Origin of the sequence: Enteractinococcus helveticum, from assembly GCF_001657475.1 — a bacterium.
Classification (GTDB): domain Bacteria; phylum Actinomycetota; class Actinomycetes; order Actinomycetales; family Micrococcaceae; genus Yaniella; species Yaniella helvetica.
The window spans coordinates 50,823-71,754 of the sequence record NZ_LXEY01000007.1 but is presented as its reverse complement, the minus strand read 5'-3'; the positions used below and the strand labels follow the sequence as shown (position 1 = coordinate 71,754).

20 protein-coding genes are annotated in these 20,932 nt (G+C 52.7%); 10 read left to right on the top strand and 10 right to left on the bottom strand.

All coding sequences use genetic code 11. The features are described 5' to 3' along the window. Positions 1-149 precede the first annotated feature (149 nt). Genes A6F49_RS01585 through nadE form a run of 3 tightly spaced genes read left to right on the top strand, consistent with a single transcriptional unit; the run spans position 150 to position 2,769 of the window. Positions 150-971 (top strand): exodeoxyribonuclease III, encoded by an 822-nt coding sequence (locus A6F49_RS01585; protein WP_043056043.1) that lies wholly within the window; start codon positions 150-152, stop codon positions 969-971. A 9-nt stretch (positions 972-980) separates the two neighbouring features. After that, positions 981-1,937 carry a hypothetical protein gene (locus A6F49_RS01580; protein WP_150119344.1) on the top strand — a complete coding sequence of 319 codons (957 nt, stop codon included), beginning with the start codon at positions 981-983 and terminating at the stop codon, positions 1,935-1,937. 13 nt (positions 1,938-1,950) lie between these two features. After that, positions 1,951-2,769 (top strand): ammonia-dependent NAD(+) synthetase, encoded by an 819-nt coding sequence (gene nadE / locus A6F49_RS01575; RefSeq protein ID WP_082911523.1) that lies wholly within the window; start codon positions 1,951-1,953, stop codon positions 2,767-2,769. A gap of 3 nt (positions 2,770-2,772) precedes the next feature. On the opposite strand, the gene A6F49_RS01570 is transcribed toward nadE, so the two are convergent. Continuing rightward, positions 2,773-3,318 (bottom strand): flavodoxin domain-containing protein, encoded by a 546-nt coding sequence (locus A6F49_RS01570; protein WP_043056046.1) that lies wholly within the window; start codon positions 3,316-3,318, stop codon positions 2,773-2,775. A gap of 219 nt (positions 3,319-3,537) precedes the next feature. Between A6F49_RS01570 and A6F49_RS01565 the strand changes: the two genes are divergently transcribed. Together A6F49_RS01565 and A6F49_RS01560 are read left to right on the top strand one after the other, a co-directional pair. Further along, complete coding sequence (locus tag A6F49_RS01565) at positions 3,538-3,801, top strand: hypothetical protein (RefSeq protein ID WP_043056047.1); 264 nt, start codon at positions 3,538-3,540, stop codon at positions 3,799-3,801. Between the two features lie 201 nt (positions 3,802-4,002). Then, a complete protein-coding gene (locus tag A6F49_RS01560) occupies positions 4,003-4,260 on the top strand; it encodes a hypothetical protein (protein WP_043056048.1) in 258 nt (85 codons plus the stop codon). 124 nt (positions 4,261-4,384) lie between these two features. Here A6F49_RS01560 and A6F49_RS01555 read toward each other — a convergent pair whose 3' ends face one another. Continuing rightward, the gene (locus tag A6F49_RS01555; RefSeq protein ID WP_043056049.1) at positions 4,385-5,140 is read right to left on the bottom strand and encodes a MerR family transcriptional regulator; all 756 of its coding nucleotides are present in this window, start codon (positions 5,138-5,140) and stop codon (positions 4,385-4,387) included. A gap of 341 nt (positions 5,141-5,481) precedes the next feature. Between A6F49_RS01555 and nhaC the strand changes: the two genes are divergently transcribed. Beyond that, positions 5,482-6,891 carry a Na+/H+ antiporter NhaC gene (nhaC, locus tag A6F49_RS01550; RefSeq protein WP_043056050.1) on the top strand — a complete coding sequence of 470 codons (1,410 nt, stop codon included), beginning with the start codon at positions 5,482-5,484 and terminating at the stop codon, positions 6,889-6,891. A 35-nt stretch (positions 6,892-6,926) separates the two neighbouring features. Then, complete coding sequence (locus A6F49_RS01545; RefSeq protein ID WP_043056051.1) at positions 6,927-8,021, top strand: histidinol-phosphate transaminase; 1,095 nt, start codon at positions 6,927-6,929, stop codon at positions 8,019-8,021. A 125-nt stretch (positions 8,022-8,146) separates the two neighbouring features. On the opposite strand, the gene A6F49_RS01540 is transcribed toward A6F49_RS01545, so the two are convergent. From A6F49_RS01540 to A6F49_RS01530, 3 genes are all read right to left on the bottom strand, one after another. Further along, positions 8,147-9,280 (bottom strand): ImmA/IrrE family metallo-endopeptidase, encoded by a 1,134-nt coding sequence (locus A6F49_RS01540; RefSeq protein ID WP_201120211.1) that lies wholly within the window; start codon positions 9,278-9,280, stop codon positions 8,147-8,149. After that, positions 9,273-9,950 carry a hypothetical protein gene (locus A6F49_RS01535; protein WP_043056052.1) on the bottom strand — a complete coding sequence of 226 codons (678 nt, stop codon included), beginning with the start codon at positions 9,948-9,950 and terminating at the stop codon, positions 9,273-9,275. Before A6F49_RS01535 ends, A6F49_RS01540 begins: the two co-directional genes overlap by 8 nt. A 151-nt stretch (positions 9,951-10,101) precedes the next feature. Continuing rightward, positions 10,102-11,565, bottom strand: coding sequence for a phytoene desaturase family protein (locus tag A6F49_RS01530; protein WP_043056053.1), 1,464 nt, complete (start codon positions 11,563-11,565; stop codon positions 10,102-10,104). A gap of 167 nt (positions 11,566-11,732) precedes the next feature. Here A6F49_RS01530 and A6F49_RS01525 point away from each other — a divergent pair, with 167 nt between their 5' ends. After that, positions 11,733-12,881: a GIY-YIG nuclease family protein gene (locus A6F49_RS01525; protein ID WP_150119343.1), complete on the top strand. Its 1,149-nt coding sequence runs from the start codon at positions 11,733-11,735 to the stop codon at positions 12,879-12,881. Between the two features lies 1 nt (position 12,882). Here A6F49_RS01525 and A6F49_RS01520 read toward each other — a convergent pair whose 3' ends face one another. Next, the gene (locus A6F49_RS01520) at positions 12,883-14,103 is read right to left on the bottom strand and encodes a hypothetical protein (RefSeq protein WP_043056055.1); all 1,221 of its coding nucleotides are present in this window, start codon (positions 14,101-14,103) and stop codon (positions 12,883-12,885) included. Positions 14,104-14,329: 226 nt separating this feature from the next. Here A6F49_RS01520 and A6F49_RS01515 point away from each other — a divergent pair, with 226 nt between their 5' ends. Together A6F49_RS01515 and A6F49_RS01510 are read left to right on the top strand one after the other, a co-directional pair. Next, positions 14,330-15,016, top strand: coding sequence for an 8-oxoguanine DNA glycosylase OGG fold protein (locus A6F49_RS01515; protein WP_150119342.1), 687 nt, complete (start codon positions 14,330-14,332; stop codon positions 15,014-15,016). Positions 15,017-15,361: 345 nt separating this feature from the next. After that, the gene (locus A6F49_RS01510; RefSeq protein WP_052500030.1) at positions 15,362-15,925 is read left to right on the top strand and encodes a DUF421 domain-containing protein; all 564 of its coding nucleotides are present in this window, start codon (positions 15,362-15,364) and stop codon (positions 15,923-15,925) included. A 181-nt stretch (positions 15,926-16,106) separates the two neighbouring features. Here A6F49_RS01510 and A6F49_RS01505 read toward each other — a convergent pair whose 3' ends face one another. The 4 genes from A6F49_RS01505 to A6F49_RS01485 form a co-directional block, all read right to left on the bottom strand. Next, entirely contained in the window at positions 16,107-16,733 is a 627-nt protein-coding gene (locus tag A6F49_RS01505; RefSeq protein WP_043056058.1) for an AlbA family DNA-binding domain-containing protein, read from the bottom strand. Positions 16,734-17,371: 638 nt separating this feature from the next. Further along, on the bottom strand, positions 17,372-17,809 hold the full coding sequence (locus A6F49_RS01495; protein WP_043056060.1) for a DUF3995 domain-containing protein: 438 nt from the start codon (positions 17,807-17,809) through the stop codon (positions 17,372-17,374). A gap of 250 nt (positions 17,810-18,059) precedes the next feature. After that, entirely contained in the window at positions 18,060-19,205 is a 1,146-nt protein-coding gene (locus A6F49_RS01490) for a UvrD-helicase domain-containing protein (RefSeq protein WP_043056061.1), read from the bottom strand. Then, the gene (locus tag A6F49_RS01485) at positions 19,195-20,796 is read right to left on the bottom strand and encodes an ATP-dependent nuclease (protein ID WP_043056062.1); all 1,602 of its coding nucleotides are present in this window, start codon (positions 20,794-20,796) and stop codon (positions 19,195-19,197) included. Before A6F49_RS01485 ends, A6F49_RS01490 begins: the two co-directional genes overlap by 11 nt. Positions 20,797-20,932: the final 136 nt, after the last annotated feature.

The following is a 20,932-nucleotide window of genomic DNA, read 5'->3' as shown; positions in this document are numbered from 1 at the left end:
AAAGACGTGGCGCGCCACAGTCGGCGACACCTCCCCTATCCTAAACTCAGCCCACTAGCTCGGCCGCTGTTGAGCTGCGGGGTTTCGCCGCCGTCGTAAGTTGTCCACACCACCGCCGGTGCGGCAGGCAGCCGGGTAGGCTTGAGGATATGAAATTTGCGACTTGGAATGTGAATTCGCTGCGCGCCCGAGCTGATCGGGTTGAAGACTGGTTAGACGAACACGACGTCGATGTTCTGTGTATTCAGGAAACCAAATGTAAAGATGACAACTTCCCGTGGGGCATGTTTGAAATGATGGGCTACCAGGTGGCTCACTTCGGCTTTTCCCAGTGGAACGGGGTGGCCATCGCCTCCCGTGTTGGTCTGGATGACGTCGAATACGGTTTCCCCGGCCAACCAGAATTCGGTAAAAATGGCGTGGACCCCGAGGTCGAGGCCCGCGCAATCTCGGCAACGGTTGGTACCAAGAAGACCAACGTCGAACCATTCCGTCTCTACAGCTTGTATGTTCCAAATGGTCGCTCGTTGGAAGATGAGCACATGGAGTACAAGATCCGGTACCTCAACGCCCTGCACGAGCACATCACCGGCGACCTCAACGACGACACCCGGGTGGCGCTGACCGGTGATTTCAACATCGCACCCTATGACGAGGACGTCTGGGACATGGAGTTCTTCCTCGAGGAAGGGCTCACTCACGTTTCCGAGCCAGAACGCGCGGCCTTCCGCCAATTCGAAGACGCTGGGCTGATCGACGTCGTGCGCCCACGCCATCCGGGGCCACAAACCTACACCTACTGGGACTATCAGCGCCTGCGCTTCCCCAAGAACGAGGGCATGCGCATTGACTTCATCTTGGCGTCCGAAAACCTGGCCAACGATGTTGAGGACGCCTGGATCGACCGTGAAGAACGCAAGGGTCAGGGCGCATCGGACCACGTCCCGGTGGTAGTCGAACTCGACGACTAGGAGCAGCACATGAGGCACATGGCATTTCTGCGCATCTACGTGCCGCTCGAGAAACTCCACGAGCGACTGCATCAGCTTGCACGCAATGCCGCCAAACTGTCACGTGCCGACATCGAGGCCGAAGCCGCCGAACGACTCAACCGCCGGCTTCGGCCCGACTCCTTTTCCCTTGCCCCGCGCTCCTCGGATCCACCCATCATTCGGGTGTTGGAGGCCGCGGACCTGTCCGGGGAAACCCGACAGTACTACCACGTCAACTACCTGGAACGTGCCGCGTTTGAATCCCAGTTCATGCGCCGAAAATACTTTGACGACGAGCTGTACAACCGCCTGGTGCCGCAGAAAACCTTGCACACCTTGGAAAAGATCAGCGAACTGCAGGCCGACGCCGGACTAGTTAGCCGACCAATACCCAATATGCGCATGGAACTGTGGAACGTGCCGCTGGTCTGGTTAGCGGCCTTCACCGGCGACCCCGACAACTACGACTACCAGTCCACCACCGAATCCATCGTCGACGGCACGCGCGTGGTGCGCCGCGTGCGGGACTTCTATGTTGCGTTTCAGCAAATCTCCTGGGTGCACCGCTACTTCGACCACTACGGGCCCGATCCGCTCAACCATCCCTACCGCAATGCCATAGTCAAACTGCACAGCTGGCTGTCGTCCTACCAGATTCGCCGGCCATTCGAAGGGCTGATCGAACTCGACTACGGCGCCCTGACCCAATATGCCTGGCCCGATACCGCCGGCAAACTGTTAGCCGAAGGCCATGCCGCAATTGAAGAGATCTCCCAGTTAGAAGACGATATGGAAACCCAGTTCTACGAAGAGGCCGGCGAATACGATGCCTTTGCCGGGGTACCCCCGGCTATGCTTAAACGAGCAGCCGATACAATGCAGGCAAAGTACCAAGCGGCAACCAAAGTGTGGGAACGCATCAGCCGCTACGAACATGCCAACTAGCAGGAAGGTCATCATGCAACGCCAGATCATCAACACCCTGGGTGTCCAAGCCGATATCGACCTCGACTCCGAAATCGTACGCCGAGTGAACTTCATGGTCGACTACCTGCACCACACCCGAGCCGGTGGCCTGGTTTTGGGCATCTCCGGCGGCGTGGATTCCACCGTCGCCGGGCGCCTTGCACAGATGGCCGTAGAACAATACCGCCGCGTCAACCCCGACTGGACCGGTAAATTCTATGCCATGCGTCTGCCCTACCACATCCAGGGCGATGCCGACGACGCCGTAGCAGCCATCGAATTCATCAAGCCAGATGTGGACATTGAAATGCAGATCGGCTCGGCAACCGATGCCCTGGCTATGTCCCTCAAAGACGCCACCGGTGAGGAACCGTCTGACTACAACCTCGGCAACGTCAAAGCCCGCATGCGCATGATCGCCCAGTACGCTCTTGCCGGTGAACACGGCGCCCTAGTTGTTGGTACCGATCAGGCCGCCGAATCCATCACCGGGTTCTACACAAAATTTGGTGACGGCGCAGCAGACATCATGCCACTGGCAGGCCTGACCAAAACCCAAGTCCGCAACATCGGCGATCGCCTCGGGGCCGACTCACGACTCGTCCACAAGATCCCAACCGCTGACCTCCTGACCAACAAGCCGGGGCAAACCGATGAAGCCGAATTGGGCATCTCCTACGACGACATCGATGCTTACCTATCCGGTGACGCCATCAATGACGACGCGCGAGAGAAACTCGAAACCATCTATCACCGTTCCGAGCACAAACGCCGTCTACCAGTCCGTCCGTCGGACGACTGGTGGTACTAAGTCTCACAACCGCCGCACATACTCCACGAGCGGACCTATCGAATCGCGATCTATAAAACTCACGGCTTTACCGTAAGTATCGAGCATTTGTTGTTCTTCTGCAGTGCGTGAGGCTGGGTTTTTCTTCTTGACAGGTCGCACAACCATGGCCATCAAGGCCTTATGAATGACGCCCAACCTGCTGTAGTCAATAGCTCCGCGCAAATGAAATATCTTGACCTTCTCCATGACCGGTGGGGTCAGGGTTTTGGCGAGTCGCTCACGGATAGGTCCGGTGTTCTGATTGTCAGCAGGATTACTCAAACCGCAGGTGAAGACCACCAGGCGCTTCGTTTCGAGTACATCGAAGTTCTTGCGAAGAAAGCTGACGCCGCTCACCCCACCGGCATAGATGGCACCACCGTAAATTATGACGTCGGCTTTCTTGACGTCGTTGATATCGAGGGCTTTGCGTTCGACAACGCGGCACTGCAAATCCTCGGCAATCCATTGGGCATATTGACGGGTCGCCCCATACTTCGACTCATAAATGACTATAGCGTTGAGCATGATTCGGCTGCCCTTCTGCAGAGCTATTTATGCTGCATTCTAAAACCTTCACGGTGCGGACGGGTGACATCAAAGCAGCCGAATAAATTTCTGCTGATCAGGTCGGAAGCGCTTGTTCAACGTGGAGCCATGACGCCGTCTAGATACCTGTCACCCACGCCTGAAACGGACTATGGTGGAAGTACTCCCCTTCTAGGGAATGGGAGAAAGGAGAGGGTCATGACTCCTCATGGTTCAGCACCAGATCAAAGACCTCTGCGCCCGGATCCCGAACATGAAAAATCACCCACGCAATCAGGTATTTTCATTGCGTTTGTTGAACTCTTCGGTGCCGCATTTATCCTGGCCGTCGGCATTCGGTTTATCACCGATCCGATACAACCAGACGCAGTAGCGTATGGAGCATTCGTCCTTACCGCAGTTCTACTCATCGACGCAGCGCGGCGACTCTTCAGAATTTCCACGGGTAAGGCAAAGCGCTAACCTTCGCTCCGGTCAACGTACGGTCCAACAACCTCAGCCCAAACGCTGAGGTTGTTGTCTGCCCGGCAGTTGAGGGCATTCTCGAAAGCATCAGTGAACCCACTGCGGCCGGTCATCCGGCAGACAAGGTGCTACCTCTGTGACCGACAACTCACCTACAATGAGATTACGCCACAGCGGGCGTGAGAGGAGAATATAGCTATGAGTCCTCGACAATTTGCCATCGGTCGACACCGGCATGACACAGACACTGCAAGCCAGCCTTCATCACTGGGGATGTTCATGGTTTCCATGGAACTTCTCGTAGCTGCAATGCTCCTGGCAATCGGCATCCACTTCCTAACAGTGGCCACCGAACCAGATGCAGTTGCCTATGGAATGTTTGTAGCGATCGTCTTGTTGATGTTTGACGTCGTACGTCGGGTGATCAACATCGCCAGAGGAAAAGCTCCAGCCTAACCACGAATCATTCCGCAGTTAAAACACCCGTCTCCCGTGCAAACGTAGATGCACGGGAGACCTTATGTTGCGGATGATTCTTGCGAGACCGAACTACTAGACCGAACTAGAGGTACGATGACGCTTAGTCTTCAAGATGCTGATCGGCCCAGTAGTGCACGGCATCGCGCACAAACTGTGGACCAGCCGGTGAGACTCTGTTGTAGTTTGCAGCGAACCGCTCATCATCGACATACATCTGCACTATGCCTTTGACCCTCTCCTTGGACAACTCGTCCGGCCGCATTGATGCGCCCAGCCAGTTCACGTGCTGGGCGGCAACTTCCTGAGCTTGCTCCGAACCCGGGGTCACACCAGCGGCAATGACCTGGTCCCAGGCGGTATTGAGTTCTTCAACTTGTTGCCTGAACGCCTGCTGACCTTCAGCTCCCAATCCATTCCACCAGGTATTCGAGCGGTTTGCAGCTTCATCACCCCAGCGCTCGCGCACCTCGGCGTCGTATCTACTATGGTCAAATCCCTCAAACATGTTCTTTGGCATAATTGGCCGTCCTTTCTCTAAGGCTGCAATCGTGGCCTCCACGGAATGCACCTGAGTATCAATACGTTGTTTTTCGACCAGCAGCCGCTGCCGGTGGTCGCGCAGTGCATCAATGTCATCTGCTTCGCCCTCCAAGACGTCGGCAATATCTGCCAGTGGCATGCCGAAATCGCGTAGCAACAGGATGCGCTGCAACCGGATGAGGCCGGCCTGATCGTAGTAGCGTAGTCCCCCGGTCCCGGTTCGGATTGGCACCAACAGGCCAATCTGGTCGTAGTAGCGCAAGGTACGCGAAGTGATCCCGGTGGACTCCACCACCTCGTGAATTGACCATTCCATCGGATCTACTCCTCTCGTTCTTGGCTACGTTCATGTTCTACGGGATGACGTCGCGTCAACCGCAAGCCTCTGATAAAACCTCATGCAGTATTGGGCATTTTGAGACATAAGTCACCGTATTGTCGAGCATTTTGTTCAATACCGCGCCATGTGGTTTGCACAACTTACTGCGCTTGAGGATCATGTGGTCTATGTCCCAAAACAGTGTCGCAGCAAACACACCCGTGCGTTCAGGTCTTGACGGCTCACGTGTCAATTGACCAGCCACAAAGCATCGTACATACACTGTAAACCGATTACTTTCATAGCCGTCACCCTGGCTTTACCACGTAAGGACTTCTATGCAGGTTCGTAAACTCCCCTCAGTGCCGATCGCACTGTTGCCCATTGCCGTACTGGTCGTCATGGCCCTGGTATCCATCACCATCTGGGATATCGGCATGCTCATCCCACTGATGACCGCCATCGCAGTCGCCGTCGTCGTCGGCAAATTCCTGGGCTACACCTGGAAAGACCTAGAACACTCACTTGTGCAAGGCGTCAGCCGCGCGCTGCCAGCCGTGTTCATTTTGTTTCTCATCGGCACAATCATCGGCACCTGGATTGAAGGCGGGCTCATCCCGACCATCATCTACTACGGCCTGACCGCCATCTCCCCGGCCGTGTTCCTGCCGCTGGCCTGCCTGGTGCCGGCCGTCGTTTCACTGGTGCTGGGCACCTCATTGACGACGATCGCCACCGTGGGTATTGCCTTCATGGCAATCGGCGAAGGCATGGGTTTTCCACCAGCGCTTGTTGCCGGTGCCGTCATCTCTGGTGCATTCTTCGGTGACAAGCTCTCGCCACTATCTGACACCACCAACCTGGCCGCAGCCATGGGCGGGGTCAAGCTGTTTGACCACATCCGCCACATGCTCTGGGACACCATTCCTGCACTGGTCATCAGCGCCATTCTCTACGCGTTCATTGGCGGTTCGATGTCCGCCAACTCCGGCACCGACACCGGCCAGCTGGAACAACTGCTTTCTGGTCTCGACTCACAATTTGTCATTCACCCACTGCTGCTGATCGTCCCGGTCATCGCCATCGGCCTGATGCTACTGCGCGTACCGGCCATCCTGACTCTGCTGATGATCTCACTGCTAGGTGCCGCCACGGCCTTCGTCATCCAAGGCAGCACGATCACCGACATCATGCAATCCATGAGCTCCGGCTTTGTCTCGGCCACCGGTGTTGAATTCCTCGACGGCCTCCTCTCCCGCGGTGGCGTCGAATCAATGCTCAGCACCATCGCCCTGGTCATCGTCGCCACCGCTCTAGGTGGCATTCTCGAAGAAACTGGTGCATTCAAAGTCCTGGTCGGTTCGATGATCAGCCGCATCAAACGCCCAAGCTCCATGGTCGCCGGCTCGCTGGGCGCAGGATTCACCGTAGCCTTCGCCTCCGGTGAGCAATACGTGTCCATCCTGCTGCCAGCCCTGGCATTCATTGAACCCTACAAAAAGATGGGCCTGGCCCCGGTCAACCTGACCCGTGCCGCAGAAGCCGCCGGCACCGTGGGCATCAACCTAGTCCCCTGGTCCGTCCCAGCGGTCTTTGCCGCAGGCGTATTCGGCCTGGCTCCAACCGAGTTCATTCCGTTTATCTTCTTCGCAGTCCTGGTCCCGCTGATCAACCTCATCTACGCCTACACCGGATTCACCATCAAACGCACCGAGCCGGCCGAAGACAAAACCCTCGTCAACGCCTAATCGAAACTCACAATTCTCACAAGGAATTCACCCTCATGACACAACAAACCGTTGCATCATTCTTCCGTCCTGCCTTGGACGCCGTGCCGAACTACAAACCTGGCAAACAGCCCGCCGTCGTACCAGGCATGACGCCGTACAAACTGTCTTCCAACGAGCTGCACCTGCCACCGCTGCCCGAAGTGCTCGAGGCGATGGCAGATATCCCGAACCCCGCAGGCTATCCCGATCCAACCGCGAGCGCACTCATTGCTGGGTTGTCCGAATACTTGGATGTGCCGAATGACCACATCACGGTTGGCGCTGGCGCATCGGAGATCATTTCGGCGCTGGCACGGGTGACGACGGAAGCTGGAACGGAAACGGTCTATCCGTGGCCGAGCTTTGAGCTCTATCCGCAAACGGCTGCCCTCAATGGTGGCGTTTCAAGACCAGTCGCGCTCACGGATACTCACGAGCATGACCTGTCAGCCATGGCCGATGCGGTTACCGATAGCACACGACTCATAATCGTGTGCTCACCGAACAACCCAACCGGTACGAGCATCAAGCATGGTGCGTTCGAAGCATTCATGGAGCGTGTGCCCTCAGACGTACTCGTCGTGATTGACGAGGCATACTGGGAATTCTGCACAGATCCCCATGCCCTCGACGGACTTACGGCAGCTAAAACTTATGACAACGTGGTGCTGGTACGCACATTCTCGAAGGCCCACGGGCTTGCGGGAATCCGCGTCGGCTACGCCGTTGCTCAGCCTCATGTCATCGCAGCACTGCGCAAAGCGATCTTGCCGTTCAGTGTTTCCCAGCTGAGCCAGAATGTCGCGGTGGCTTCTCTGCAGCAAGTCGACGTGGTGCAGGCACGATCGAAGTCTGTTGCGGCAGCGCGTGATGAGTTCGTTGCCGAGCTTCGTTTACAGGGTTGGGATGTGCCATATCCTCAGGCCAACTTTGTATGGCTTCCACTGGGTGACCTCGCAAGCCGTTTCGAAGATGCGTGCATCGACCAAGCCCTTGCTGTCCGGAAACTCACCGGTGGAGTTCGCATCAGCATGGGAGCGCCCGAAGCGATACAGCGGGTCTTGCAGGTGACCGAAGGATTTCGGCACAGCCATTATTCGACTATTTAGCAACTAGGCACCCACCAGATACATACGGATTCTTGAAGCACTGGCCGTCAGATATCTGCTTCAAGAATCCGTATTGGTATTTGTTCATGAGACTTCAAACTTGAAAACCCACTCTTGGCAACATGCTATTTCACAACCGAAAGCTCAGGTCGTGTATCGCGAACCCCCAAGAGTTCCCTAATGCGGTTCGTCCTCCATTTAAGCTGTTCTGCTAAATCCGAGGCCGATTTTCCGGAGTCTTCGTATATTTTCAGAGCCTGTTGTAGCAATGAAGGAGATTCCCCTTCATACATGAACCAGGGTTCGTCCGCTCTCCAGCTTGGGTCTGAATTTAATTTTTGGTAGGCACGCCGCATCGAGGTATCCGACGTCATTCGCAACTCGTACATTCTCTTCATGAGGGAATCGATCGAGACTCCCCAGTCCCGTCCAATTCGATCCAGTTTCGGCAGCTCCAAACGGGCCGGAAGCAGGGGTTGAATGTCCTCGGCTGGGGTCAACAAGGCTGCAGCGAATTCATCGGCTTCACGTTCCTGTTTCCGGTCCCCCGGTACTGCTTCGTCGTGAAGTACGAGATGCCCTAATTCATGAGCGCACGTAAACCTATGACGATAAACGTTATTTGATCGTCTCGGCGTGGAAATGACAAAAGGCCTTTCGGAAGCAACCGTTGAAAAAGCATCTACTCGATCAATGGCTCCTTCCTCTAATACGAAGACAATGATGCCGTTGGCTTCCATTGTCGCTACTAAGTGTGGGACCGGCCCGTCGGGAATCTGCCATATCTGTCTGAGAATTTTGGCAGCTGCAGCGGGGTGCATCCCTTCTTCAAATTTTGGTAGGTTCACCGTAGGAAAATGCACCGCAGATTCAAGCGCATGCGCAAGTTCCCATACTTGTTCTGCCGTTGCAAGAGCTTTGTCACGGTCACTAGCTCTGACTGACCGCAGACTCCGGAAATGTGCTGCCCCTGTGTCGATGGGATATAAGGGTCTCCCCGTGGCAAAAAAGGCTGGTTCGACGAGCACAGCACGTGCCAGTGAGACCAACACATCTGGCCTAGGTTTTGCCACACCAGCTTCGTATTGTCCAATCGCGGCCGCGGAGACTCCCACGAGTTTCGCCACTTCTGACTTCGTGCGCGTCGACAAAACTCTTGCTTGGCGCAGTCGTGCAGGATCGAATTTTTCAACAATTGCATCCAAGCTTTCTGATTCAGCACCAAAGAGTTGAAATGCGTTCTGATCACTATTATTCACGGTCCGTCGTTCCTTCAGTGCGTGGAGCTGCGATGCTTGGAGGGATTGGCCCCGCTGTGAATGTGCCAAATGCCTGCTGGCCGATAGAGCCTGAACCAACCTCCGCAGAATGCAGAACTTCTTTACTCAGCCATACGACCGAATCAGCCGTTGTCCCCCGGGCTACTTCACCCCAGGTAATTTTATCTAAGCGCTCGGGAGTAGCTTCAACCGCTATGAACACTATCTTCAGCATGTTGGACGTTTCAGGGACCAGCAGATCAAGCTGGCCATCTTCTATATCTTCGTCGTCACCAAATAACGATTCTTGTTTCACCTGGCTTTGACCAAAGAGCTCCTGCAGACCCTGAGGATAGTCCGTTGCTGCAGGTATTGACTCACCACCTGGGATCCGCCAGGGAAAGAACACGCACCCATTGAGAATAGGTAGCGAATATGGCCGCTTCGGAGGCGACATGACAGACGCGTCGGCGAAGGTGTAGGTGACTGCTTTGCTCAAAGACTTCGGCAGGGCTGCCCAAATGCTATGACCATAGCCGCGACGTCCTCGCTCTTCCATTATGAGTTGCCCCTCAGAGTGCGCGTCGTGAATGTTGACCACAGCATCTACGAGAGTTGATTTTAGAGATTCGGTCCGATCCTGAAAGATATAGTCCAAGCTGGCTTTCATCAGCGCACCCCTCCGCTTTAGATTTTCCCAGACATTGGTCACATTACTTTAGTTACTATCTCAAATCCACCACTTACTGATGGACTCAGGAGTTAAACGCACCGAGGAAACTCCACGTTCGACCTCGTTGCAAAAAGAGGCCCGACGACGACTATAAGTTTCGTTGATCTTCCAATACAGCATGAGCGGCCCAAGCCCCAGGCATACCATGCACGCCTGCACCGGGTGGTGTCGAAGACGAACACATGTAGAGCCCACGAACCCCAGTCCGATAAGGCTCCAATGTCAGGCCGCCTCGAAGCAATGACTGCAGCCCGGCCATCGAACCGCCCGCAATATCGCCCCCAACCAAGTTGGGGTTCCATTCCTCAAGCGCCGCAGGGTCCCAAATTTTCTTCGCCAGTACTTTGGTGCCGAATCCCGGAGCGAACCGTTCAATCTGTGACTGGATAACATCAGCAACGTACTCGCGGTCCTTGGTCGCCGGCTTATAGCCATGCGGTACGTGCGTGTACGTCCACAGGATATGTTTACCATCCGGTGCCCGCGATGGGTCAGCGACCTGAGGCTGCACAACCATCACAAATGGACGCTCTGGAATCCTGCCCGCATTCACCTGTGCTTCAGCCAAACGAATCTCAGCAGCCCGACCACCAACATGCACCGTCGTTGCGGAAGCGACTCGACTATCCGCCCACGGAACTGGACCATCCAGCTGCCAGTCCACTTTGTACACGCCAGGCCCATAGCGCCAGCGTTGGAACCGCTGCACCGTAGCATCGGGCAATTCACGTAGCTGCTTGCCACGCATCACCAACGCTTGAGACGGAGTGATGTCTAGAATGGTGGCCTGAGCTGCCGGCAGTGCGTCTAAGTCCGTGACCTCATAGTTTGTATGGATCTCGCTGTCGTATTCGCTAATCAACTTCACCAGAGCATCAATCAGTGCTCCCGTACCACCCTGAATGACGGGCCAACCACGCGTCATACCAAGGGCCGAAAACAGCACGCCATACGTCGACGTAAAGGGGTGTCCCAGTGGAGTATTCGCGTGCGCCGCTGAACCAGTGAATAGCGCACGAGCAGCCTCTTCACGAAATGCAGTACGCACAAACCACGACGACGGCGGCGTTCCTAGCACGCCGAATCGCGCCATCTTCATCGGTCGATTCGGGAATCGCAGCAGCGGGCGCATGATCTGCTCGAGGTAGTCGTCAATCGAATTCACCAGGCTCCGATGAATGAGACGCCATGCGGTTGAATCGACGCCGAGTGCTCGCGCGGTTTCACGTACGTCACGATGCAAAATTGCAGCAGGACGATCATCAAATGGGTGAGCCATCGGATACTTGGAATGCAGCCACTTCAAGCCGTATTCTTCAAGACCGAGGTGGCGGAATACGGGAGAAGCAACACCGAACGGGTGCGCTGCTGCGCCTAAATCAACAATGGAACCATCACCAAAAACATCCGTAGAAGCTGCAGCACCACCCACAATCTCGTTGCGTTCAAAGATTCGAACACGCCAGCCAGCACGACCGAGCATAGCTGCTGCGGTGAGTCCGTTCGGTCCAGAACCGACGATATTGACGTGCGGTCGGGCCGTTTCAGACATGGGAGTTCCTTGGGGTCATATCGGTACAGGGCAAACTGTATTCTCACTAATTTAGCTCACTAATTCGGTTGCAGAGGAATTTAACTCATACGGTGCAGCAACCTCCACGGAGTGAGGCATCATTGGTGACCTGCTCATAGTGTGGTGCGTGGAACGTCAGTGAGATTTTGACTCCCGATATCTCCGAGTACAGATCGACTGATAACATCGGCGGTAATCTCACTGCCCATATCTTGTTTCTGCGTGGAGCTATGCCACTTACTTCTAACAAAAGCACTTTCGATAGCTACGACGTCCAAAACCGATCGAGTTTCGCACCTTTTGTCCAAGGCCGAAGTTCTGGTATTTACATCTTCGAGTTTTCCAATGGAGAGCACTATATTGGGCAGACAAAAAATTTCGCCGGGCGATTCCCAGCTCATCTTCGTGGCATCAGTCATCACCCACCATGGGACGACATCACTCGTCTCATGGTCATGGATGCGGCGCCAGCTGATCTGGATTACCTCGAGGCTTACTTCATTGAGAGTTATAAAGACCAGGGCTATTCACTACGCAACAAAGTTTTCAATTTTGGGTTCGAAGGTCCCAGCAGACTAGACATTGATGTTCCAATAATCGAACAGGAGCACTGGGCTAATGGCGTCTCCGACTATGACATCGCGGATATCCGAGAAGCAGCAGACCGCCCGATGGAAGGTCACACAAAGCTACATCGCAGCTCTGAAGGTCAGCTGCCTTGGCTCAACCAAACAACCGAGGATAGATCGTGGCCTACGGTCGCAGATGCTGTCTGTGCTGACCTTGGAGAAGTCATGGCCCGTGCTATTCCCGAAGCAGTCGAGCTGGAAAGCATCTACTGGACGGTTTCGGATTACCCCAGCACAGTCGGAGGGCGCCTCACAACGCTCAACGTCGGCAGCGTCGAAGTTCTTTACATCCCAAGGGACACGTTTAAGGTGCTACGAAAAGACGGTACCCCCACGTATGTTCACATAAGTTGCCTCAACATGACAGCTGGGACACTTATTCGTGACGGCGAAATTCTCGATCGTTGGAAAGAGAACTCGCCGGTCATGCCCTCGTACATGTATCAGTCTAGATATCGTATCGGAGCGGTGGACAAGCTCGAAGTACCCACAGGATTCATCGGACAGGCACTCGATCATCCGGAAATCTTGCAGGGTGTGAGGAAGTTTTGCCTGGACTTAATGCGATCCAACCAATCCGGCCTGTTTCGACGATGGCATTCACGTGAGTTGGCACGACGAGCCTATGAAGAACACATCATGCTGACCGAGCAAGGAAACTCTTAGACTAGGCCAATTCCAGCTGATCAGTCACAAAGGAGTGTGTGCCGGTCTCATCTTTCCAATAGACAAGAGTCTGTTTACCGTCATGACCAAGTTGAGGATCGTCCAGCTTTTTACGAGTCTTTTCCGTCGCTTCGATGAGCGAATGAAAACTTTGACTGATTTTTCGTTCGTTCTCCGTCATCGTTCTATAAACGGTGTTCAGCTGGTCCAGCGAAGTTCCCGTTGCGGCGCCCCTACTACCGATGAACTTTGTGAACCGCTCCGCGACATTCATATCCTCTAAGTCAGCTTCCAATTCATCAATATGGTTCTTCAAGAGCTGCGATCGTTCTAGCAACTGCGTCCAAAACTCTGTGCTATCGTCAATTTTCGCTTTTAACAAATCGACCGTAGAACCGACCGACTTCGGATTTTCTTGCATATCAACACAGACTCTCAGATACGCAATTCTCAAATCGAGGAACGAAGAAAACATCGCACTATATGCGTCGTAGTTCGCTTGCTCTAATTTGTCGGGCCCTAGTACAGTCATATCTGGCTGTTCGTCGACAAAAAGCCGAAAACGAATGGCTAAAGACCGTACATCGCGCTCAGCCAGACTCAATCGAATGAGCATGTCCTGGGAGAACTGGCCTTCTAATTCGTACTGACGATACACCTCATCAACCACGCCGGACGCGGACAGAAGCTCGCCCGCGTATTTAGCTTCTGCTCTGGCTATCACAGTATCCAAGGAATCTTTGATCCGGTCCAGCTTGCGATCAACTTCTTGGAATTGTTGCATCATCATGGCGGTCTGCAGTGTCTGCAGCGCTATGATCGGAGCTACAGTCGGCAGCGAGCTGGCAACTGGGATAAAGGGTGCCTGACGAATGATACCGTTTGGCCCCCTTACTGCAGCTAGAAATCCACTTCCGTTCTTTAACTGCATCAGTGTGGAAGGGTTTGCCGTAGCCATAAATAATGACGAGGAAAAAGTCGAAGACAGACCAGTCGCGACAAGAGACGTCCCCGCGAATGCTGCAGATATTGCACTCTGCGGAGCCACTGCGCGCGCATCAGACGCGTAGTTGCCTGTGGTCAAATATGCTTCATGCATGCTGGAAATCATGAGATCTCTTAACTCGCCTTGGAATTCAAAGACCGCTAATTCTGAGCCCTTTTCTCCGAGATTCCGCACCTGAACTTCTTGAGCCACAATTTCATTATCTGTCTTGACCATAGCGACAGCTTAGTTGACCAGTGTAGTTGAGCCTAGATTTGAACACAACGATTCGTTGCTAGCCCTGGTAACCACCTTCAAGATAGTCGCTACCCTAAACACCTCTGGGGTACGGATAAATCATCGCATTTAATTCAAGTAAGACGTCGTAGCAAGGATAGTTTATACCTTTTTCATGAAGGATTACTTATGCTAGGACCATCACTTACACATTAGGAGACTTCATTTGACTACCTGTAAAATGCCCACACCACTATGTCTCGCCGAAGACATGAAACAACCGTTCACTAAGCAGCGCGCATTTTCATATGATCGAGAAAAATGGCTGCATTGGCTGGCAGAGATACCAGGTGCGGTCACAGCTGTCACCGCACTCCCTAATGAGGTTGATCGTGACGCAATCAAGCATGCCGTAAAGGAAAATCTCGAGGCCAACAACGTTGAAGGTGCTTTTAGTAGCACCATGATATGGGGCTACGGAACTATCGGTTATGGTCCTTCACGAACTTTGAAGATCCTGTCAAATGGGCAGGAAAACGGAAATACGCTCAGTGACGCTGTGGTCAACAAACTTAGGCAATCGGTCAAAGTCTCACGGACAGACGGAGGAGTCGCTGGATTTTACTACCTAAATAACGAGGGCAAAATCAAGGATTTAGGGCCTTCGTTCTTCACCAAATGGCTATATTTTATTACGGCAAGTGGGCCACAGGGGGAAAAAGCCGCAACCCCAATTCTTGATGCCTTAGTTATCGATTGGCTAGAGGAAAAAGGCATGAAGCTAAGGCGAGCCCGGAGTTCCGATTACGAAAACTACGTTTGTTGTTTGACCGAGTGGGGTGCTCCATACGGGTTGTCCGCTGCAGAAGTTGAAGAACGTATATTTCGAATTATCCGCGGAGGAACAAACTAGGATGGCACCAGAACAATTCGACTCGGAAGTTTTTTATCCCACCTCGTGAGAACTTCCGAGTTCGAAGTGTTAATCGTCATCTAGTCCCTAACCTCAACTTCAAGAGTCGTTCTCGGCAGTCTCGACCGAGCCCATGTCATTCGAATATTCATTGCACTTGGTGCCGAGGGCAGATGGGGCCGCTCCGGCCAGGCCTTAGAAGCTGAGCGCATCAAGTGTGGAGTACTACGCTGGATCTTCGGCCAGGGTGTGCACGAACTACAACAGCGAGTGCTACATTTCAAGCAAGAATCCAAATTGGGCAACGAACGCACCATCTAGTATGGCTGCATAGATGCTTTCAGCGTGACACAGGAACAATTGATAGAAACTTTAGGGATTGAACTTTGGCGCATTCCTATTGTGGTTGTCACTGCGATCGCGATCTATCTCGTCCTGCTCCTGCTCGTTCGCGTTTTTGGCGCACGAGTACTCTCGGGAATTACCGGCTTCGATATTGTCGTTGGTGTCATGCTCGGTGCTGTTGCAGGCCGCGTTATTATCGGTCACCCGCCGACACTGGCCGCCGGCGTCATCGGTTTAGTCACTTTGCTGTGCTGCGAGGCGGTCTTCGGCCTGGTTCGCAGCAACATACATCTCCATCGGGCCATCAATACTCGCCCGACTGTGGTATTCGCGCATGGTCAGCAGCAGCCAGATCTGATGCGCAAAGCCCACATTACGCTCTATGAAATCACCAGCTGTGTTCGCAAGGCGGGGTATACAAATCTGCGTCAAATCCGATGCATCATCCTTGAGCCTAGCGGTGAGCTAAGCGTTCTTGGCTACGAAGATACCTTGGACCCCGAGGTACTCCACGATGTGGTGGGGTCTGAGCGGGTACTCGCAGGCGAGAACGTGGAGCCCTAATGAGATCGCAGATGAGATGACACGGTTCTAGACGATAAAGCATTCGGTCATGTTCGATTCAGTTTTACTCGAACCCTGTTGACGCTTCGGTAGCGACTACTCGTCAGATCGATGGAATAGATTGACCGTAATCGATGTCAAGTCCTGGGCTGCAGTGGCAACTAACATCCGCAGTTCTCAATTATTCTGACGGGTATATGCCGAAACGTAGAAAAGCCCGACCCACCGACAACATCGAATGCACGTTCGCTGGATGGTTGAAATACCCTCCATCACGACTGCGCTCAACTATTGAAAAGTAATTGTCGCGGACTTTGCCATCTATGACTGACCCGTGAACTAAGAATGGCTTCAATTCTTCCGGCTGTGGCGGCACCTCTATTAGAACAAGTTCGCCGCCTTTAACATAGACTTGTTCCATACTGAGGCCCTTTATGCGTGGATAAAGCCGATCCTTCAGAATATCAGTGTACTTCTGTGTAGTTTTATGGTTTATGCACATGGGGGTGAGCTTTTCGAGAATGTCTACGCCGTTCCGTTTTTTCGTCTCGATGCCTATTACGATAACCCCGGGACCTTCAGAATTTGCGAACTGAGCAACAGTTTGTGCCAGCCGGACTTTTCCATATGACGACTCTAAGGCATAGTGTTCTCGCTTAACTTCCAGCCAATCACTTTCAGGTTGGCCCAAAACCGCCTCAGCGTGCCCAGCTCTGATAAGTTCGGCCAGAGTAGAGGAAGTCAAGCCACCCGCAGTGGCATCGATTAAAGCTTGTAAGCTAGTCCCATCTTTAACCAACGAAGCCACAGTTCAGCCTCGAACGGCGAATTTGAGTTCTATCGATACATATCTATAGTTTCCTGTGTCGTCTAGGTCCTCTTCAAGTCGAAGAATTTCATACTTATTGCGGCTCAGGAACGGTTGGATTCGCTCTTCGGTCTTTGAACTCGGACCGGGTTCTTCATCCCCGTAATACCGAACTTTCATTATCAAGGACTCTTGCTCTAATCTGAACGAAACACCTGATATTGGAAGGTATTCAATGTCCCTGTCTCCATCTAATTCAGTGACGATATCCACTTCCATGGAAAGACCTAGATCGTCCAGTCGTCTCAAAACGGATCGAAGTCGCTCGATGCTGACGTTTTCCAGGTCGTCTAGATGGAGAGAAATGGTTCTTCCGTCTTGAGATGTACGGATTTCTCCGCCGATATCCCATGTATTGCCTTCGCTATACAGGACAATGTTTCCGCGTGTTAATGTTGGCCCTTCTGCCCAGCTTCTTTTTATGATGTTGAACTCCGCTTCACAAAACTAATTCGTAGGATCATTACCAATATAGAATGTTCCAAATCTTCCTGGACCTTTGTTCAAGCGAGCCGCTTTCGCTCCACTTACTATCCGAAACTCAGTCATTTCAATTTCAAGAACGCCACACAAATGTACTACTGGGCACGTAGGCTACGTCGCGTCAAGACCAGTGAGATCACCAGCGTCAAACCCCAGAAGAAAAACAATGGATCCCACAGCAGAGCGTGGCCGAGCATCACTGGCTCATTGTAACCAGTGCTTGGAGACACCAGTCCGGTGAGTACCAACCACGCGGTGACGGCGTAAACGCCGCCGTAGAGTACGAGTCCGCTGCCACCTACCCAGCTGACTAGTCGCCAAAATCTTCTGCCACCGAGCTTGCCGTATTCGACTGCCACGGGGATCACCGCCGCCGCAGTTTTCGCCAGGCCGATGCCCAGCAGCACAAGGAAGGTTTGGACAGGTCGTTCAAGTTGGCTCACCACTGCCCATTGACCGACGGTGTCTAACATCCAGGTGCCACCGAAGGCCCAGTAAAAACTCCAGAAGGCGTGCACCAAACCTAAGATCATGTCCGCCCAGAGGAACCGTCTGCCAACTCGGACCGATCGTGGTTGCGTGAACTCCTCGCTAAGTATCGGTCGTTGATTCCTCAGTTATCAACCAATACTACGGGTGGCATGTTCCGGAGTGAACCGAAGATGCGCGGTGATTGGTTGTGAGAGACTCGGTTCCGCTTGTTCACCAATACGACCTGGATGTGAAACCCCGGCTCCACACTAAAATCAGTTCGATAGTGATACCCACTAGCGACGCAGTAGCTCACATCAGGGTGAAGAGATCTGGCTCTTCAGGAACTTGCGGCTGCCAAAGAGTGATTTTGCCTTGAAAATCAGGATGAAGCGTCGCAAACACCTTTGCTGCACCTGTGGTCACTATCGCGACACTATAACGTGCTCTCGTGACCGCTACATAGAACCCGCAAGCGGATTTTGACGCCAAAACTTCACGCGATTTTAGTAGTTTCCTAAATGGACCCGTTGCATAGACAATTACTCGATCACGAGTAATACCTTTAGCCATTCCGAAAGTTAGCAACTCTCCATCTGGTACTCCGCGACTGCTCCTTTGATACCTCAATACGGTGGGACGTTGTTCGAAACTCGCAGAATACGCATCAGCATGTTGTTCATCCACCAGAAATACTCCATCGTGACCTGTAGTCTCCCTGAATGCAGACGTCGTATTCGGCAACGATAGTTTGGGGTCGTGAATGAAGTCAGAAAAATCAGCAATTTTCTGATTAAACCGATTTGTAACATCGTTTGGCACAATATGGCATTGTCCTGCTGCCTGTCGCTTTCTGAACCAATCAACAATCTTTACCCCACGGTAATCTTTGTTAAGTCGATCTGATCGCGAGGTTTCAAGCACCGCTTGACGCACATCGCCGACGAGCAACACATTGATTTTTGAGTTCATGAGCCCTTCAAGTACGACAAGGTCATTACCACCCAAATCCTGAAATTCGTCTATGTAAATATAGTCATAGATTCGTTCAAGTCGCTTTATAGGCGCACCTGCGGTCAATTCAATTATTAGCTTCGCAAGAGTTGCCAATCTGGAGCTGTATGGCTGATGATCATCGTCATAGTAGTATTTCCATCCACTACGACCCCGAGGAATATCATCCTGAGAGTACACGGGATGGAGCCCTCGCGGGTTGATGCCCGGGAACTTCAATGGAAGATATGGCCGAACGATGTGACGAGAGAGAAACGAGAACCATCCCATAGTCTCGTGCTCGCTCAATAATCGATTAGGGAGACGTGATCGGATTACGTCCTGGCCTTGCAGGGTATAAGTCACAGCAAGTGAAGTCGTCCCGGATGGTTGCGCGTTGATTCGCTCGACGATCTCCCTTGTTTTACCACTTCCAGCCACTGCAAGCTGTACCTCAGTCGCCATGTATGAACTCGATTGCGTCTATGAAATACTGTGGCCAGCTAAGCGTCACTTCTTTGTCTGCTACCCGCCATGCCCACTCAGTTTTGCCACCGACCATAGTCTCAACTACGCTGTCTTCTGCGCCGAGACCAAGAATCTTTCGAAGCTTTGCTTCATTGTCGCCAGTATTTACTACTTGATACTCAAGCGTGCGGCCCAGATCCACGTCACCAATGAAGTATTCGCGTTTCCCAGTTTCAAGAAGATCAGCTGCAGCGTCTTTCCAGTAGGACGGTTCTTTACCATCGTTATCACGAAGTACCGCCATTTTTCGGTTAAGTGCTTTCCCTAACTCCAGCGCTCTTTTTCCACGTATGCCAAGGGTGATAACGTCTATAGCATTATCTCTTGGCTCAACGCCCTTAATAATCTTGTAGGCCAGATTAAAGATCATTTCATCTGAGGGTCCTTCGACGATCACTACCTTGCTCCCGATCGCCAGCCGTAATGTGTCATATCCCGATTGCTTTTGAAAATATTCTTTCGTGTCATTCGTTATATCAGGTGTATCCAGCTGCGCAATTTCGGACTTGTACATTAGATGCAGAGACTTTAATCCGAGTCTGTTCAGTACGAAGGAGCTATGCGTTGTAACGAAAAGTTGACGGCCGTGAGCAAGTGAATTAACTTGCTGAAGCATTCGCTGGAGCTGAGTGTGAGATAAGTGGTTCTCGGGTTCCTCAATTAACACGAATTGAGATTGCTCCGGAGTGCGACTCATCGCAAGTGCAATCTTCGTTGATACCTGACGCCCTTGTCCGAGCATCGAGAAGGGCGTCTCTTCTATATGTGGAGCAACAACAGCGTCCCAATTCGTCGACGCGCTTTGATCCATCTGCAGGCTGACTCCGAAGGAAGAATCTTCCTTGCCAATTCTTTCGTTGACTTCCCTAAGGATGCCGCTCGTAATCTCAGCCTTAGCCTTACGATGATCCAGAGCGATCTTCGCACTCTCCTGTGGCGAGACAAAATCACGGATTAATTGTCGAAGCTTGTAATCGACACCTGAGTAGGACCAAGTGGTATTGCTATTAACTAGGGCAATCCCAAGACCTCGCGGTTGCCTCAAGATAATCTCGCCCGCGAAATCTTTCCAGGTGACCATATATAGATCCGACGGAATCAACCGTGGTAGATCTTCTTCAGAGGAGTAGGCATCTAGCTCCGCTGAATGTTCAGGGTCAGGCTGGACTTGCAATCTCAGGCCAGGATACTCTTTAGCTTCTGAGTTCCAAACTCCTCGAAGACGACCGACTCCTGGGGTCTCGTCTTCAAAGAAAATTTCCAAATCAATTTCAGGCCAATCTGGACTTTGCTTGCGGTCAAGTGCTTCGAAGAAGGCTTTCACAGCGTCATGGTTAAACCAATATGGATTAAGATCTTCAGATGCCCTCCTCCCGCGAACTCTGCCACTAATCAATAGTGAAATGACCTCGAGCAACGTTGACTTCCCAGCTTCATTATCCCCAACAACTATGTTGAGATCTGGGTTTGGAGAAAAATCCAGTGATTTGAAGCAGCGATAGTTAGTAGCTTTAACACGGGCGATCATGAGGCCAGTATGACATCTCCATAATCTAGGCCAATTATTGCTACGTATTGCTCCCTCGAGCAGCTAGCTTCAAGACAAATCGTAAAGGACGACAGGGATCACCGGTCGATACCTTTGCCTATTATTCCCAAAGGAA